Origin of the sequence: Staphylococcus rostri (assembly GCF_002902145.1) — a bacterium.
GTDB classification, from domain to species: Bacteria; Bacillota; Bacilli; order Staphylococcales; family Staphylococcaceae; genus Staphylococcus; species Staphylococcus rostri.
The window spans coordinates 1-14,808 of the sequence record NZ_PPRF01000018.1 but is presented as its reverse complement, the minus strand read 5'-3'; the positions used below and the strand labels follow the sequence as shown (position 1 = coordinate 14,808).

Below are 14,808 nucleotides of genomic sequence, written 5' to 3'. Positions count from 1 at the left end.
CCTACTATAATATTGATAATTCTTGCCCTATCGCTTTCTATTTATAACATTCCGCTTTATTTATTGTTTAAATTCATGTAAAATAAACCTAACTGGGTTCGAGATTTGACAGGTTTAATTGAGATTTTGAGAACTGCTTAACCATGTTCAAGAAGCCGGATTCCCGACAGAATTCACATAATTTCAGCAAGATTAAGATGTAATTTTGTTGCGCATTCTGTTTTCCGCAAATCTATATGCTTTTATCTAACTCGAACATCAAGTACGGAATTGAAATATCGACAACATGCCATAACTGTATGATATCAGGAGATGAATTGAATTCTGTTGAACAGCCGTTTGACATTCATTCGATTCATATTTTTATTTATACTTCTATTAAGATAACTATGATTGAGTCGCAGTGCAGCGCGTTGTCACAAATATAAACAAGGATTTTTATTTAGGAGGCATTTATTAATGGCAATTTTTAAAGTATTTTATCAACATAATCGTGATGAAGTGATCGTTCGTGAAAACACGCAATCTACTTATGTTGAAGCACAAACAGAAGAACAAGTTCGTCGTTTCTTGAAAGAACGTAACTATAACATCGAATTCATAACTAAATTAGAGGGCGCACATTTAGAATATGAACAACAGTCTGAACACTTTAACGTGGAGCGCGCAGACTAATGAAGCAACTTCAAAAAAATGAGGTTGGCGTATACGCGCTTGGCGGTTTAGGTGAAGTCGGTAAAAACACTTACGCCGTCGAATATCAGGACGAAATCCTAATTATTGATGCAGGTATTAAGTTCCCAGACGATAATCTACTCGGTATCGACTATGTCATTCCGGATTATACGTATCTTGAACAAAACCAAGATAAAATTGTGGGACTCGTTATCACGCATGGTCACGAAGACCATATCGGTGGTGTGCCCTACCTGTTAAAAAAGATTAACGTTCCAATCTACAGTGGTCCACTAGCACTTGGACTTATTCGTAACAAGTTAGAAGAGCACAAATTATTACGCACTGCGTCACTGAATGAAATCAACGAAGATAGCGTGATTGAATCAAAGCATTTCAAAGTGAGCTTTTATTTAACAACGCACAGTATTCCTGAAGCATATGGTGTTGTCGTTGATACGCCTGAAGGTAAAATCGTGCACACGGGTGACTTTAAGTTTGATTTCACGCCAGTCGGTGCACCAGCTAATATGGCACGAATGGCACAACTCGGTGATGAAGGTGTCCTTTGTTTACTATCAGATTCTACAAACGCACTCGTACCTGACTTTACATTAAGTGAACGTGAAGTTGGACAGAACGTCGATAAAATCTTCCGTAACTGTACAGGACGTATTATCTTTGCGACGTTTGCATCGAACATTTACCGTGTGCAACAAGCTGTTGAAGCAGCTGTAAAATATAACCGTAAGATTGTCACATTTGGTCGTTCAATGGAGAACAACATCAAAATTGGTACGGAACTCGGTTATATTAAAGCACCACCTGAAACATTTGTAGAGCCAAGCAAGATTAACAGCATTCCAAAACATGAATTGTTAATTTTATGTACAGGCTCGCAAGGTGAACCAATGGCGGCACTTTCACGCATCGCAAATGGTACGCACAAACAAATTAAAATTATTCCTGAAGATACGGTTGTATTTAGTTCATCACCTATCCCAGGTAACACGAAAAGTATTAACCGCACTATTAACGCATTGTATCAAGCGGGTGCTGAAGTCATTCACAGTAAGATTTCAAACATCCATACATCTGGACACGGTTCACAAGGCGACCAACAGTTAATGTTGCGTTTAATTCGACCAAAATTCTTCTTACCAATCCATGGTGAATATCGTATGCTCGTTGCTCACGGTCAAACAGGTGTTGATTGTGGTGTCAAAGAAGAAAACGTCTTTATCCATGATATCGGTGATGTTCTTGCGTTAACACGTGATTCGGCACGCACTGCTGGACGTATTCCATCAGGCAATGTCCTTGTGGATGGCAGCGGTATTGGCGATATTGGTAATGTCGTGATTCGTGATCGTAAGCTACTCTCTGAAGAAGGTTTAGTGATTGTTGTTGTCAGCATCGACTTCAATACGAACAAACTATTATCTGGTCCAGACATTATTTCACGTGGTTTTGTGTATATGCGTGAATCAGGTCAATTGATTTATGACGCTCAGAAGAAGATTAAACAAGAAGTCATTCAGAAGTTGAATAGTCAACCGCAAATTCAATGGCATCAAGTGAAGTCTTCAATCATTGAAACGTTGCAACCATATTTATATGAACAAACAGCGCGTAAACCAATGATTTTACCAGTCATTATGAAAGTCAATGAAACAAAATAATATATGAAAGAGGTCATGCGCCCTATTGTGGGGACATGACCTCTTTACTTATTCTCTAATGATATCTACAATTGCTTGTTGTGCCTCTTTTGCTTCAGGAATTGGGTACAACGGATAAACATGATTCATTTTGGCAGCAACAGTATAATTATGTTGTATACCTTTACTAATGAGTAGCTCATGTAGTTTTTCATTATCTGGATATAAAATTTCACGTGTTCCTACAAAAATAGATATCTTGCCTAATCCCTCAAAATTACCAAAAATCGGACTCACATAAGGATGATCCATTGCTTGCTCATTACCAGCCCAACGCTCACCTATTTTATCAACGACACCGCTAGATAACATAGGATCAACCGGCTCATACTTATATATGTTAGGGTGATTTGTATGAACATCTACCCATGGCGAAAGCACAACAATATCTTTAGGTTGCGGTAACTGATGATCACGGATATACATCGCCATACCTAACGCGAGGCCTCCACCAGCAGAATCTCCCATCACCGTAATATTGCTTTGTTCTGTTATTTCAATCAATTCTTTATATATCATCTCAACTTTTGGATATGTGTCTGTCCATTGATAGCGTGGTGCCTTAGGATAAATTGGCAATACGACTTTCGCATTTAATTGTTTAGCCATTGCTGCAACGCTTTTGAAATGATAACTTGTCGGTTGATTGATATAAGCCCCACCATGTAAATAAAGAATGACTTTCTGGTTAGCACTATGTTGATCATTCCAAATAAATGTTTGCATGCCATCATAATATACTTCAGTAACTGGCATTTTCACCCATTTCTCAGGATTTGGATATGCTACATCACTTTTAGCTTGAACTTCTGCCATTAACTGTGCAAATTCAGCGTCCGTTTGTGGTCCAAAACGTTTTTTGGCACCGCCCATTAAGATGAGCTTTTCAACTATTGTACTTCTGAGTGAACGTCCTAATATATTGCGACGATACTTCATCAATCCTAATGTTGATATTGTTAATACAATCGTTTGTTGTTGTCTCTTTTTGTTCATTGTCATGACCTCTCGATACTTGATATACTTTATTATAAACTGTAAACCATACTTTATAGTCAAGGAGAACAACGATGAACAGTAAAAAAATCGCGCATATCTCCAATACGCCAATCTCAACCATTCGTTACTATGAAAAAATAGGGCTCATTCCAGCCCCTAAACGATGTGCTAATAATTATCGTGATTATGATTCAGAAACAGTTTTCTTACTTCAATTTATTAAACTGCTCACTGATTTTCACTTTTCATTAGACGAAATCAAACATATTCTAAATTTGACTGGAAAGAAAGGATATTCTGAGCCTTTTATTCATGACACCATAACACGAAAACAGAAAGAACTTCAAAAGCAAATTGCTGCCCTTCAAGCGTTAGATGATGCATTATCATACGCTTTAGAAAAAGAACTAAACTTTGATGACTTTGACTTACGTGCACAAATAGAGCGCATTGCACATATTTATCAAAAAGCAGACTAGAAACACATGTGTCTCTAGTCTGCTTTTTAGTTTAGTGTGCGATTTTCTTTTCATATCGTGTTAAGTCATTGTCATGACCTATCATAATTAAAATATCATCAAATTCCAAAGCCATATCTGGGTCTGGTGACACGATGATTTCTTTACGACGTTTAATCGCAATAATGTTAATTCCAAATTGCGCACGAATATCTAAATCAATCAATGTCTTACCCGCCATAGCTTCCGTTGCTTTCATTTCGACAATTGAATGCTCATCCGAAAGCTCTAAATAGTCTAATACTGTTGCGCTTGCTACGTTATGGGCAATACGACGCCCCATATCGCGTTCTGGATGTACGACTGTATCCGCACCAATTTTGTTAAGTATTTTTGCGTGATAATCATTTTGCGCTTTAGCTGTTACTTTTTTAACACCTAACTCTTTTAAAATAAGCGTTGTTAATGTACTCGCTTGGATGTTTTCACCGATTGAAACGATGACGTGATCAAAGTTACGAATCCCGAGACTTTTCATAACTGCCTCATCTGTTGTATCTGCAACAACTGCATGTGTGGCAATATCACTATACTCATCTACACGATGTTCATCCTTATCAATCGCCATGACGTCCATATCCAAGGCATTCAGTTCACGTACAATACTTCCACCAAATCGTCCTAAACCGATGACTACATATTCCTTATCCATGATTGAACCTCCACAATAATTTGCGCTTATTTTTGAGTGAAACGGCATGTCAATTTTTAAAAATTCGATGCCCCACTCCATACCATCGCGCGGTCTTATAGAACATTCTTATTTTCCACCTTGCGTGCGGTCTTGTCAAATAGATATATGCTGTTTAAGCAAGCATATTGACGCTATTTTGGCAGTTGTGTTAAATTAACATCATTATTGATTATGAAATGAGGCATCTTATGACACAAGTAATCATCTATACACAAAACGACTGTCCTCCTTGTACATTCGTTAAAAACTATCTAACAGAACATGACGTTGACTTTGAAGAACGTAATATCGCCAATGCGACATACCGTAATGAAATGATTGCCCGTGATGCATTTGCGACACCATTTATCTTGTTAGATGATGAACCGATGTATCAAGTAGATATGGATAAGCTCAATCAAACACTTGGTTTATAACAAAAAACCTGAGGCGCAATGTCTCAGGTTTTTTATACTTTATTATAAAGTTTTTAAAGTTGCATCTTTAACGAGTGTTACGACTTCATCAACAGTCGCACAGTTCATCGTATTTTTATAATCACTCACTTAGTAAAGTTCCCATTTCTGCTTTTATATTTTCTGCTAATACTTGCAATTCAGGAAAATAATTATTAGCAAACCCAATAATGATTTTATTTTTTACAAATTTACTGAGTTCTCGTTCTTTTGGGAGTGAGTCATCTATCAAATCTAACAATTCAACATGGCTTATATTATCTAGACTTACTTGATCTAAATACTTTAAAAAAGCTAAATATATTTTATCAAATACTTCATGTTCAAAGTCAAAATCCAATAGCAACAAACTAACCGAATTGGTTTCTAATTGATTATCACCCATTTTGATTGATAGTTCTTTGATCGCTTGATAAAGCAATCTAAAGCTCTCTTTTTCTTTTAACATAAAACCACACTTTCTAACATATTAAAATAACCAGGAAATAGCTTCTTTTAAAGCAACTCCTAAATTATGTGCTTGAGATTCTGTTAAACCTGCATTTCGTCCTGCTCTAATATCAGCATCCCTTACTGCATTAGCAGGTACCTCACTCCATTGCAACATAGGTTTTAATTCTTTTACCAAAGGTGTATAAGCTTTATTAAAGGCATTAGCCGCCTTTTTCCCATCAAAAAACCTGAGGCGCAATGTCTCAGGTTTTTTATACTTTATTATAAAGTTTTTGAAGTTGCATCTTTAACGAGTGTTACGACTTCATCAACAGTCGCACAGTTCATCGCACGATCAGCTAACTGAGTCATTTCAGTTGTGCTTAATCCTTTGATTTGACGACGTGCTTTCAAGATAGATGTCGCACTCATTGAGAATTCATCTAAGCCTAATCCAAGTAATAATGGAATTGCCGTTTCGTCGCCGGCCATTTCTCCACACATGCCTGTCCATTTACCTTCTGCGTGAGACGCGTCAATGACTTGTTTCACTAAACGTAAGATTGATGGGTTATAAGGTTGGTAAAGATATGACACACGCTCAGACATACGGTCAGCAGCCATTGTGTACTGGATTAAGTCGTTTGTACCGATACTGAAGAAGTCCACTTCTTTCGCGAATACGTCAGCTAATGCTGCAGTTGATGGGATTTCCACCATGATACCTAATTCTATATCATCACTTACTTCCACGCCTTCGCTCTTCAAGTTTTCTTTTTCTTCAAGTAATAATGCTTTGGCATCACGGAACTCTTGAACCGTTGCAACCATTGGGAACATGATATTTAACTTACCGTATACAGATGCACGTAATAATGCGCGCAATTGTGGACGGAAAATATCAGGTTGGTCTAAGCATAAACGAATTGCACGGTATCCTAAGAATGGGTTCATTTCTTCAGGAAGATTTAAGTATGGTAACTCCTTATCTCCACCGATATCAAGCGTACGAACTACGACACGCTTGCCATCCATTTCTTCTAATACCTTTTTGTATGCTTCGAATTGTTCATCTTCTGATGGCATGTTATCGCGACCCATGTACAAGAATTCTGTACGGTAGAGACCGATTCCTTCTGCACCATTGTTTTTAACACCTTCTAAATCATTCGGTGTACCAATGTTTGCAGCAAGTTCAACATGTTTGCCATCGATTGTCGTTGTCGCTTCATCACGTAATTGTTTTAAAGCTTCACGATCTTCAAAGAACATATCGCGTTTTTGTTGATATGCACGTACTTCATCTTGTGACGGATTGATGATTACATCACCAGTCAAACCATCGACAATAATCATATCGCCGTTTTGAACAGATTTCGTCACAGCTTTAGTACCTACTACGGCTGGAATCTCTAATGAACGGCTCATAATTGCAGAGTGTGATGTACGTCCACCGATGTTCGTTACGAAACCTTGAACGTATTGTTTGTTCAATTGTGCTGTATCTGATGGTGTTAAATCGTGCGCAACGATAATAACACTCTCATCAACGATACTTGGGTTTGGTAACTCAACACCTAAAATATGTGCAAGCACACGTTTAGAAACGTCGCGAATATCTGCCGCACGTTCTTTCATGTACTCATTATCCATTGATTCAAAAATTGTAATGAAGTTTTGTGTTACTTCTGTTAATGCATGTGGCGCACTTGCACTGTCGTCTTTGATCATGCTTTCAATCGGATTGATTAATTCAGGATCATCAAGTACAAGTAAATGCGCATCAAAAATAGCTGCTTTATCAGGCCCCAATTGTTCTTCAGCATTATTTCTGATTTTTGTTAATTCGACCTTCGCATTGTTCAAAGCATCATTGAACTTTTGAACTTCACCTGCTGGGTCTTCTGTTGTCGTATGACTGTAACTTAAATCGGGTTCTACGAGCATATACGCTTTGGCAATAGCAACACCATCTGATGCTGCAATACCCTTAATCAATTCAGACATTATTTTGTTAAACCTTCTTTAGATAAGACTTCAGTAATTGCTTGAATTGCTTCTTTCTCATCGCTACCGTCTGCGTAGATTGTAATTTCAGCGTCTTTACCAACACCTAAGCTCATAACACCCATGATTGATTTTAAGTTTACTTTTTTCGCGTTGTATTCTAATTGTACATCTGATTCGAATTTTGAAGCTGTTTGTACCAACATAGTTGCTGGACGTGCGTGAATACCTGTTTCGTCAATAATTACATATGATTGTTGTTCCATCTTACATCTTACTCCTTCTATTTCTATAATTTTTATTTTTAGCATAAGCTAGTTAACTTCGCTACATGCCTTAACATTACCAAAATTATAGGTCAAATTCAATTGTGAAACCATTATCAAATAGCTACTTTTCGCTTTTTTTACAAATTATCGAAAAAATTATATGAGTGACTTGACAACATTCTCACATTTTTGGATGTGTTCTTTGCCGACTTTCGTCATAAAGTAGTAACTGAGTGATGCAGATACAGCTTGTCCAACGATTGGGAACCAGCGTGTCTGTTTGGCTGCCGTACGTTTTGCCACGTCACGCACAAAAACCTTTAACAAGCCACTTGATACTTTTTTACCAATCAGTTGTGTCCCTTGAATACCTGCAGCCATGACGATACGGTTTCGCATATCGTCGCTCATTTTATTCACTTGTTTATGATCTAAACCGTACACTTTATTAATATCTTCAATAACATCTTTCATCAACTTCATATCCACGCCAAAGTCAAAACCTGGAATCGGTACAATTGTCGCACCAGATGACAGTAACGCTTTCTTTTTAACGATACTTTCTGCTTGTTGACGACGTGCTGCAACTTCTTCATTGTTTTGTGGCAACACACTTTTATTCGTTATCTTTTCAATATTTAATACTTTATTACCAACGAGTTCTGTAATTTTATTTGAAATTTTCATTTTTCATCCACCTTTCACAAATAAGACTCTACCTTATACCCTTTTGTCAGATAGTTAATCCATCAATGTGACAAAAACGACTTTTAAATATTTTGAAGGCTTGTACTGTGTATGTGTTTTAAAGTCTTTCGGTAAGCCCATTACTTCATCAATACGGTAAGAAACCCCTAATTCAGTCATTGTGCGTTTAATCATATTTTTAAATGACTTGAGCGGGTACATACTATGATTCGTACTTAATACGAGTGTCCCTTTACGATTCAACAATGGCAATGCGCCTTTAATCAGTTTGTCATAGTCTTTCGTTACTGAGAATGTTTTCTTTTTATTACGCGCAAAACTTGGCGGATCAATCACAATCGTGTCGTATGTTAAGCCATGACGCTCAGCATATTTATAGTAATCAAACGTATCCATCACATAGAGCGCTTGTGTTTTAGGATCAATACCGTTTAAGCCAAAGTTCTCTTCCGTCATCGGACGTGAACGATTCGCTAAGTCAACACTCGTTGTTTGTGTCGCTTCACTCGCTGCAATAACTGAAAAAGCCCCAGTATAACTGAATAAGTTCAATACACGACGTTCCGCACTGTAATAGTCACGAATCTTTTTACGCACTTCTTTTTGGTCTAAGAAAATGCCTGTCATTGGACCATCATCTAAATGCACGTTGTAGAACGTAAAGTTTTCTTCTATTACGATTGGGAATTCAGGTGCATCACCCATTACGAAGCCGCCTTCAATATTTGAATCTTTGAAGCGCGTTTTTTCATAAATGGATGTATAGTCAAACACTGTTGTTATCGCCGCAATAATGTCATCACGAAATGCATAAATTCCGCGTGAATACCATTGAATTAACAAATGACCGTTATAATAATCAATGGTTAAGCCACCCACGCCATCTCCTTCACCATTAAATAGACGAAACGCGTTCGTCCCATCAATACGATAGTAATAATCACGTTCTTGACGTGCGAGCTCAAATACATTTTCAAAAAATGCTTGGTCAATGACTGCCGCTTCATCATACGTTAATACCCAGCCAAGTCCTTTATGTTGAAAACCGACATACCCTGTTGCGATATAGTCTCCCTGTGCCGTTTTCAAGTGGAACAAATCGCCACTTTCTAGCGCACCTTGTTGATATATATCCTCTTCTTCAATCAACGGATACCCATTGATATATTTCGTTTCTTTGCCTTTATTTAAAATTGCTGTTTTCATTGTATCAGCCTTTCTTTCTTCATTACTTTATATCTTAACATGCCAGTAGTAATAGAATCTCATGTTTTCTATCATCCATTGTGTTTTATTTTCCAGCACAAAAGTTGAACAACTAAAAAGAGTGAGAGACGATGCTCCCACTCTTAAACGACATTACTCTTTGACTACTGGTTGGCGTAATTGCAACACGAATGCAATGATTGCTGGTATTAACATGAGCACTAAGATTGGTGTGATAAAAATAGATAATAGTAATCCATGGAATAGAATTACGACGTACTCTGTTAATAATTTGAAGAATAGAATGCTAATCATAAACAATTGTAAGTAATAGTGCTTTCCTTTCAACATAAACGTAATCGATGTAAAGATATACGCAATGGCGATGAAAAGTAACAATAGCAAACTAATCCACTCATATACATATTGTGTTTGTGACAACTGCCAGTCACCTGAAGCAAATAATGCGTTACGGTTATTAAATTCTAACAAAATAAAGAATAACAAGATGACACCACAAGCAATATTCACATAAGAACGTTTAAACCATTTTGGACGACGACGTAAGAAAGACGGAATATCCTCTTCCTCTAACTTCGCCCAGCCAAACCAATGTTCTTTAATATAATCACGTTTCGCACGGATTTTTTCAATATTTATGCTACGACGCGTACGATGTGTAATATCATGTGTGAACTCTGTTGTACGACTTTGAATATCTTTGAAGTGTACTTTGGATTGATCATCGAATTGATACTTCTTACTACGCATGTACTGACTTGTTTCTTCATCAAGATCTTCATGAAAAACAGGTAATGAGCGGCGTAAAAATAAAAAGTTCCAAATTGCCATTTGACCGATAAGCCATAACACGACAAAGAATGAGTTAATACTCAATACATCAATAGGTGCTACTTCGCGTCCTTCCAAACGTGCATAGAGCGCGAGTTGCGTGAATGTATAACTGATGCCATAGCTGAAAATCAACCATAAATAGTGTTGCTTTCGATGTAATGGGTTCAGTTCATCTTTAAACGTGATATAACCGATATGAATCAAAAATGGCACCACGAAAATAAACGCTAAAATACCATATACTTGAGACATGAAGATTAGTGTCAACACGAAGAAGATAATTCCAATTAATAAAAAGAAGATGGAAATATCATAGTCAAAGCGTGTTGTATTCGTTAACACTCTCGCAATAACAATCAACAGTATACCGAATGCTAAAATGATTAAGCCACTGACGAGTGGAAAATCACCGATATACTTGCTCATGACGCGAATGATTTCATTGAAAAACGCCATAATAAAGTCCCAAATGTTATCAATGCGTGGGACATGGTGCTTGCCAGCTTTCAGTTGTTGAATGAGTGGAATGTTAACAAAAATTACGATACTCAGTAGTATAGAAAGCGCACCTATAATATAAGAATAAATTACTTCGGTGTACTTATTAAAAAAGGACATCCTCTCACCTCACAATTATTATATATGAACAATTGTCTGCTGTCTTTATTATTGACCAAATTCAGTCTCTAGTACGATAAAATTTGTAACAGCATTAATTTCCATCGAGACTTTTATCACTTACCCTTTCTATGCCTCAACGTAACAAAAATTTAGCTAAATATAAATATTTTTTCAGAAATGATGTTTAATCACAAAACAGATTGGATATAGAAGACTATCAAACATTATAAAGGAGTGCTTAAGCATGTCAGAAAAAGATTTAAAAAAAGCAGCAGAACAAGCAAAAGAAAAAGAAGAAGCATTAAAAGATAAAGCACAAGATGCGAAAGACGGTATCGAAAAAACAAAAGACGATATCCAAAGCACATTAGACTAAGCTGCTTTAACCGAGGTCAAGGGACGTCTGTCTCTTGACTTTTTATTTTAAGACGTGTACATTTGAGTATGTTAATTAAATACGCACGCACTAGGGGTGTGAGAACTGAGATGAGGAATTTCCTCAAACCCTTTGAACCTGAACTAGATGATGCTAGCGGAGGAAAGTGTACGATGTTTATAAATAGGATATGCGGCAATGATGAGCACGCTTTTTTGCGTTGTTTATGTTGTCCTTCTCTATAATCATACATAACTACGCACATCTCTCGAACGGGATGTGCGTTTTTTTATATTCTACTAGGAGGTCCTTTACAATGAAAAAAGGGTTAACATTATCAGACATTCTTGTAACAGTATTGGTGTCTGTGATATTTGCAGTAATTTACAATTTATGGTGGGTCGTTACAAAAACGATTGAGCCTTTAGGTCTACAACTTGATCAACTGATGTACGGTATGTGGTTTGCTGCTGCCGTCGTTGCTTATCTCATCATTCCAAAAATGGGGATTGCTTTACTTGCCGAATTTGCTGCGGGTGCTGGTGAAACGATTATGATGGGTCGCTTTGATATTCCGACAATCATTTACGCATTATTACAAGGTCTTGCTTGTGAAGTTATTTTTGCATTGTTCCGCTACCGCTCACGTGCATTTATGGTTGCTGTTATGGCAGGTGTTGCTGCTGCAGTAGTGAGTTTACCAATCGATTGGTACTACGGTTATTTAAGCGAAGTCGCACAGTGGAACTTAATCTTACTGATCGCATTCCGCATTATTAGTGGTGCCGTGTTGGCAGGTATTTTCCCGTATTACCTTGTCAAAGCTTTGGATCAAACGGGTGTGACGAAGTTGTTCCGCCCTGCTTCTAAAGACGACTATGACGCACTATAAGGAGAGAGTCAATCGTGCTAAAAGCCAAAAATTTGCGCTTAAAATATCCAAGTGCGACGCATAAAATTTTCGATGGTCTCGATATCGAAATTAAAGATAAAGAAAAAGTACTCTTACTCGGTCCCTCTGGATCTGGTAAGAGTACCTTATTAAATGTATTAAGTGGGATTGTTCCCGATTTAATTGACTTACCTATGAAATATGATGCCTTAGAAGTGGCACATAATGCAGGTGTGATTTTCCAAGATCCGGACTCGCAATTTTGTATGCCACAAGTCAATGAAGAATTAGCTTTTATTTTAGAAAACCAACAAGTACCACGTGAAGAAATGGACGACCTTATTGCTGAAGCACTAAAAAAAGTCAACTTGGACGTCAATCCGAAACATTCAATTAATCAGTTGAGTGGTGGTATGAAACAAAAATTAGCAATTGCCGGTACGTTATTAATGCAAGCTGACACGCTATTTTTAGATGAACCAACTGCAATGTTAGATGTTGAAGCAACCCAAAACTTATGGGACTTGTTAAAAGACTTGTGGGCGGACCAGACCGTGTTGATTGTTGAACATAAAGTCGCACACGTTTGGGACTATGTAGACCGTGTTATTTTAATGGATCAACATGGACAGATTATTCAACAAGGTGCACCTGGTATGATTTTAGCGAACTATGAAGAAACGTTAACTGAATATGGTGTTTGGCATCCGAATGCGTGGGACGCTGCACCTACACCGAATCATGAACCTGTTAAGACGGATAGCTCATTTAACTTTAACTATCGTGACGGTGCGGTTAAGCGTGGACGTAAGCAATTGTATCAAGTTTCGGAATTGGACATACAGCCTGGTGAATGGTTGACACTTACTGGTCATAATGGCACGGGCAAAACAACATTATTTGAGTCTATGATGCAGCTTATTCCTTATGATGGTGACATGAAATGGAATGAGCATAAACTTAAAAAAGTACGTGATGCTGCGAGCCATATGTACTTGGTGTATCAAAATCCAGAACTACAATTTATTCAAAATAGTGTGTACGATGAAATATTCGTTAATTATGAATATATGGATCCACAACATGCGACTGAAAAAACACAAGAAATGCTTGCGTTATTAGACCTTGCACACGTTTCAAAACAGCATCCTTTTGAGCTTTCAATGGGACAAAAAAGACGTTTGAGCGTTGCGACGGCATTAAGTACGAATGCAGATATTATTTTATTAGATGAACCGACGTTCGGCTTGGATAGCCATAACACATTCAAACTCATTCGCCTATTCCAAGAACGTATCGCACAAGGACAAACGATTGTCATGATTACACATGATCCACACATAATTGAACGCTATCCATCGAGACGCTTTGAAATCTTTGATGGTGCATTACATGAAGTCGAGGTGTTACAACATGATTGAAGCTTGGAAAACACGTCACACATTTATGGATAAAGTGAATATCGTCACGAAGCTCTTTCTCGGTGTCGCTCTCTTTTTCTTTATTATTTTTGTTCATAACTTTGATTTTATGTTGTATCTCGCTGCTTTAATGCTTGTATTTTTATTATGTTTTGCAGGTACGAAATGGCAAGTCGTCGCAACCTTTGTCGGTATGGCAACGTTCTTTGCGCTTACCTCTTCGTTGTTCATGATTTTCTATGGGGATGGTCAACACGTCTTACTGGAATTTGCATTTGTAAGCATTAGCGTCGAAAGTTTAGTGCGCGGGTTACATTTGTCATTAAGAACGATGGTCGTGAGTTACTTCGGGCTTGCTATCGCCTTTACGTCACAAGTCATTATGATTTTTTATAGTTTAATGCAACATCTTAAAGTCAAACCGAAAATTGCGTACGCTTTTATGGCGGCATTTCGCATGATTCCATTGATGATTGAGTCGGTCTTCCAATTACGCAATGCCCTTAAAATGCGCTATCAAATGATTAGTAATAAAAACTATGGCGGCATCCAACGACTCAAACACCTGTTAATTCCACTGCTCAGTCAAAATATTCGTAAGGCACATCGCCTTGCTGTGGCAATGGAGAAAAAAGGCTTCCATGATGGTAAACGAACGTATTACTATCATGTACCTTTTAGCTATCGCGATCCATTGTTAATCGTCTTACTGATTGCAATTATCGCTGTCGCATTTGGTTGTGCACATTACCTACCGATTACCGGTATTGTAGATGCACGATAACCCATTCGCTTTTTCATAGTCTCTATATTATGAAAAGGCATTTATTTCCAATGCATATTTTTCCCGTTTATCATATGCGCAAAAAGGGGGCTGGGACATAAGCACTCAGATTCCCTAAGAAAAAGCCGTTAAAATTCTCTAAAATGAATTTTAACGGCTTTTTTAACATATATAC

The 14,808-nt window shown here is 37.4% G+C and carries 17 protein-coding genes and 1 riboswitch; of the genes, 8 read left to right on the top strand and 9 right to left on the bottom strand.

The window, feature by feature from the left end; genetic code table 11:
• The first annotated feature begins 459 nt into the window (after nucleotides 1–459).
• Both CD122_RS03520 and rnjA read left to right on the top strand, forming a co-directional pair.
• Complete coding sequence (locus CD122_RS03520) at nucleotides 460–675, top strand: DNA-dependent RNA polymerase subunit epsilon (protein ID WP_103357624.1); 216 nt, start codon at nucleotides 460–462, stop codon at nucleotides 673–675.
• Nucleotides 675–2,357, top strand: coding sequence for a ribonuclease J1 (rnjA, locus tag CD122_RS03515; protein WP_103357623.1), 1,683 nt, complete (start codon nucleotides 675–677; stop codon nucleotides 2,355–2,357). The genes CD122_RS03520 and rnjA overlap by 1 nt, the downstream gene beginning before the upstream one ends.
• Before the next feature lie 48 nt (nucleotides 2,358–2,405).
• Here rnjA and CD122_RS03510 read toward each other — a convergent pair whose 3' ends face one another.
• The gene (locus CD122_RS03510; protein ID WP_169926457.1) at nucleotides 2,406–3,392 is read right to left on the bottom strand and encodes an alpha/beta hydrolase fold domain-containing protein; all 987 of its coding nucleotides are present in this window, start codon (nucleotides 3,390–3,392) and stop codon (nucleotides 2,406–2,408) included.
• 74 nt (nucleotides 3,393–3,466) lie between these two features.
• Between CD122_RS03510 and CD122_RS03505 the strand changes: the two genes are divergently transcribed.
• Nucleotides 3,467–3,874 carry a MerR family transcriptional regulator gene (locus tag CD122_RS03505; protein ID WP_103357621.1) on the top strand — a complete coding sequence of 136 codons (408 nt, stop codon included), beginning with the start codon at nucleotides 3,467–3,469 and terminating at the stop codon, nucleotides 3,872–3,874.
• A gap of 31 nt (nucleotides 3,875–3,905) precedes the next feature.
• Here the strand turns inward: CD122_RS03505 and CD122_RS03500 are convergent, their stop codons facing one another.
• Complete coding sequence (locus CD122_RS03500; RefSeq protein WP_103357620.1) at nucleotides 3,906–4,565, bottom strand: potassium channel family protein; 660 nt, start codon at nucleotides 4,563–4,565, stop codon at nucleotides 3,906–3,908.
• 230 nt (nucleotides 4,566–4,795) lie between these two features.
• On the opposite strand from CD122_RS03500, the gene CD122_RS03495 reads away from it, so the two are divergent.
• Nucleotides 4,796–5,023, top strand: a complete 228-nt coding sequence (locus CD122_RS03495; protein WP_103357619.1) for a glutaredoxin family protein — start codon at nucleotides 4,796–4,798, stop codon at nucleotides 5,021–5,023.
• A gap of 121 nt (nucleotides 5,024–5,144) precedes the next feature.
• Here CD122_RS03495 and CD122_RS03490 read toward each other — a convergent pair whose 3' ends face one another.
• The 7 genes from CD122_RS03490 to auxA form a co-directional block, all read right to left on the bottom strand.
• Nucleotides 5,145–5,510: a hypothetical protein gene (locus tag CD122_RS03490; protein ID WP_103357618.1), complete on the bottom strand. Its 366-nt coding sequence runs from the start codon at nucleotides 5,508–5,510 to the stop codon at nucleotides 5,145–5,147.
• Nucleotides 5,511–5,531: 21 nt separating this feature from the next.
• Nucleotides 5,532–5,753 carry a hypothetical protein gene (locus tag CD122_RS03485; RefSeq protein ID WP_103357617.1) on the bottom strand — a complete coding sequence of 74 codons (222 nt, stop codon included), beginning with the start codon at nucleotides 5,751–5,753 and terminating at the stop codon, nucleotides 5,532–5,534.
• Nucleotides 5,754–5,776: 23 nt separating this feature from the next.
• On the bottom strand, nucleotides 5,777–7,501 hold the full coding sequence (ptsP, locus tag CD122_RS03480) for a phosphoenolpyruvate--protein phosphotransferase (RefSeq protein WP_103357616.1): 1,725 nt from the start codon (nucleotides 7,499–7,501) through the stop codon (nucleotides 5,777–5,779).
• Nucleotides 7,501–7,767, bottom strand: a complete 267-nt coding sequence (locus CD122_RS03475; RefSeq protein ID WP_044361372.1) for a phosphocarrier protein HPr — start codon at nucleotides 7,765–7,767, stop codon at nucleotides 7,501–7,503. The genes ptsP and CD122_RS03475 overlap by 1 nt, the downstream gene beginning before the upstream one ends.
• 159 nt (nucleotides 7,768–7,926) lie before the next feature.
• The gene (locus tag CD122_RS03470) at nucleotides 7,927–8,457 is read right to left on the bottom strand and encodes a DUF697 domain-containing protein (RefSeq protein WP_103357615.1); all 531 of its coding nucleotides are present in this window, start codon (nucleotides 8,455–8,457) and stop codon (nucleotides 7,927–7,929) included.
• A gap of 54 nt (nucleotides 8,458–8,511) precedes the next feature.
• Nucleotides 8,512–9,684, bottom strand: coding sequence for a class I SAM-dependent rRNA methyltransferase (locus CD122_RS03465; RefSeq protein WP_103357614.1), 1,173 nt, complete (start codon nucleotides 9,682–9,684; stop codon nucleotides 8,512–8,514).
• 153 nt (nucleotides 9,685–9,837) lie between these two features.
• Nucleotides 9,838–11,157 carry a lipoteichoic acid stability factor AuxA gene (gene auxA, locus CD122_RS03460; RefSeq protein ID WP_103357613.1) on the bottom strand — a complete coding sequence of 440 codons (1,320 nt, stop codon included), beginning with the start codon at nucleotides 11,155–11,157 and terminating at the stop codon, nucleotides 9,838–9,840.
• A gap of 247 nt (nucleotides 11,158–11,404) precedes the next feature.
• Between auxA and graF the strand changes: the two genes are divergently transcribed.
• From graF to CD122_RS03445, 4 genes are all read left to right on the top strand, one after another.
• Nucleotides 11,405–11,536: a glycopeptide resistance-associated protein GraF gene (graF, locus tag CD122_RS12135; RefSeq protein WP_206167746.1), complete on the top strand. Its 132-nt coding sequence runs from the start codon at nucleotides 11,405–11,407 to the stop codon at nucleotides 11,534–11,536.
• Between the two features lie 82 nt (nucleotides 11,537–11,618).
• A riboswitch (TPP riboswitch) is annotated at nucleotides 11,619–11,718 on the top strand.
• 134 nt (nucleotides 11,719–11,852) lie between these two features.
• A complete protein-coding gene (locus tag CD122_RS03455; protein ID WP_103357612.1) occupies nucleotides 11,853–12,428 on the top strand; it encodes an ECF transporter S component in 576 nt (191 codons plus the stop codon).
• Nucleotides 12,429–12,442: 14 nt separating this feature from the next.
• Nucleotides 12,443–13,849 carry an ABC transporter ATP-binding protein gene (locus CD122_RS03450; RefSeq protein WP_103357611.1) on the top strand — a complete coding sequence of 469 codons (1,407 nt, stop codon included), beginning with the start codon at nucleotides 12,443–12,445 and terminating at the stop codon, nucleotides 13,847–13,849.
• Complete coding sequence (locus CD122_RS03445; RefSeq protein ID WP_103357610.1) at nucleotides 13,842–14,633, top strand: energy-coupling factor transporter transmembrane component T family protein; 792 nt, start codon at nucleotides 13,842–13,844, stop codon at nucleotides 14,631–14,633. The genes CD122_RS03450 and CD122_RS03445 overlap by 8 nt, the downstream gene beginning before the upstream one ends.
• Nucleotides 14,634–14,808: the final 175 nt, after the last annotated feature.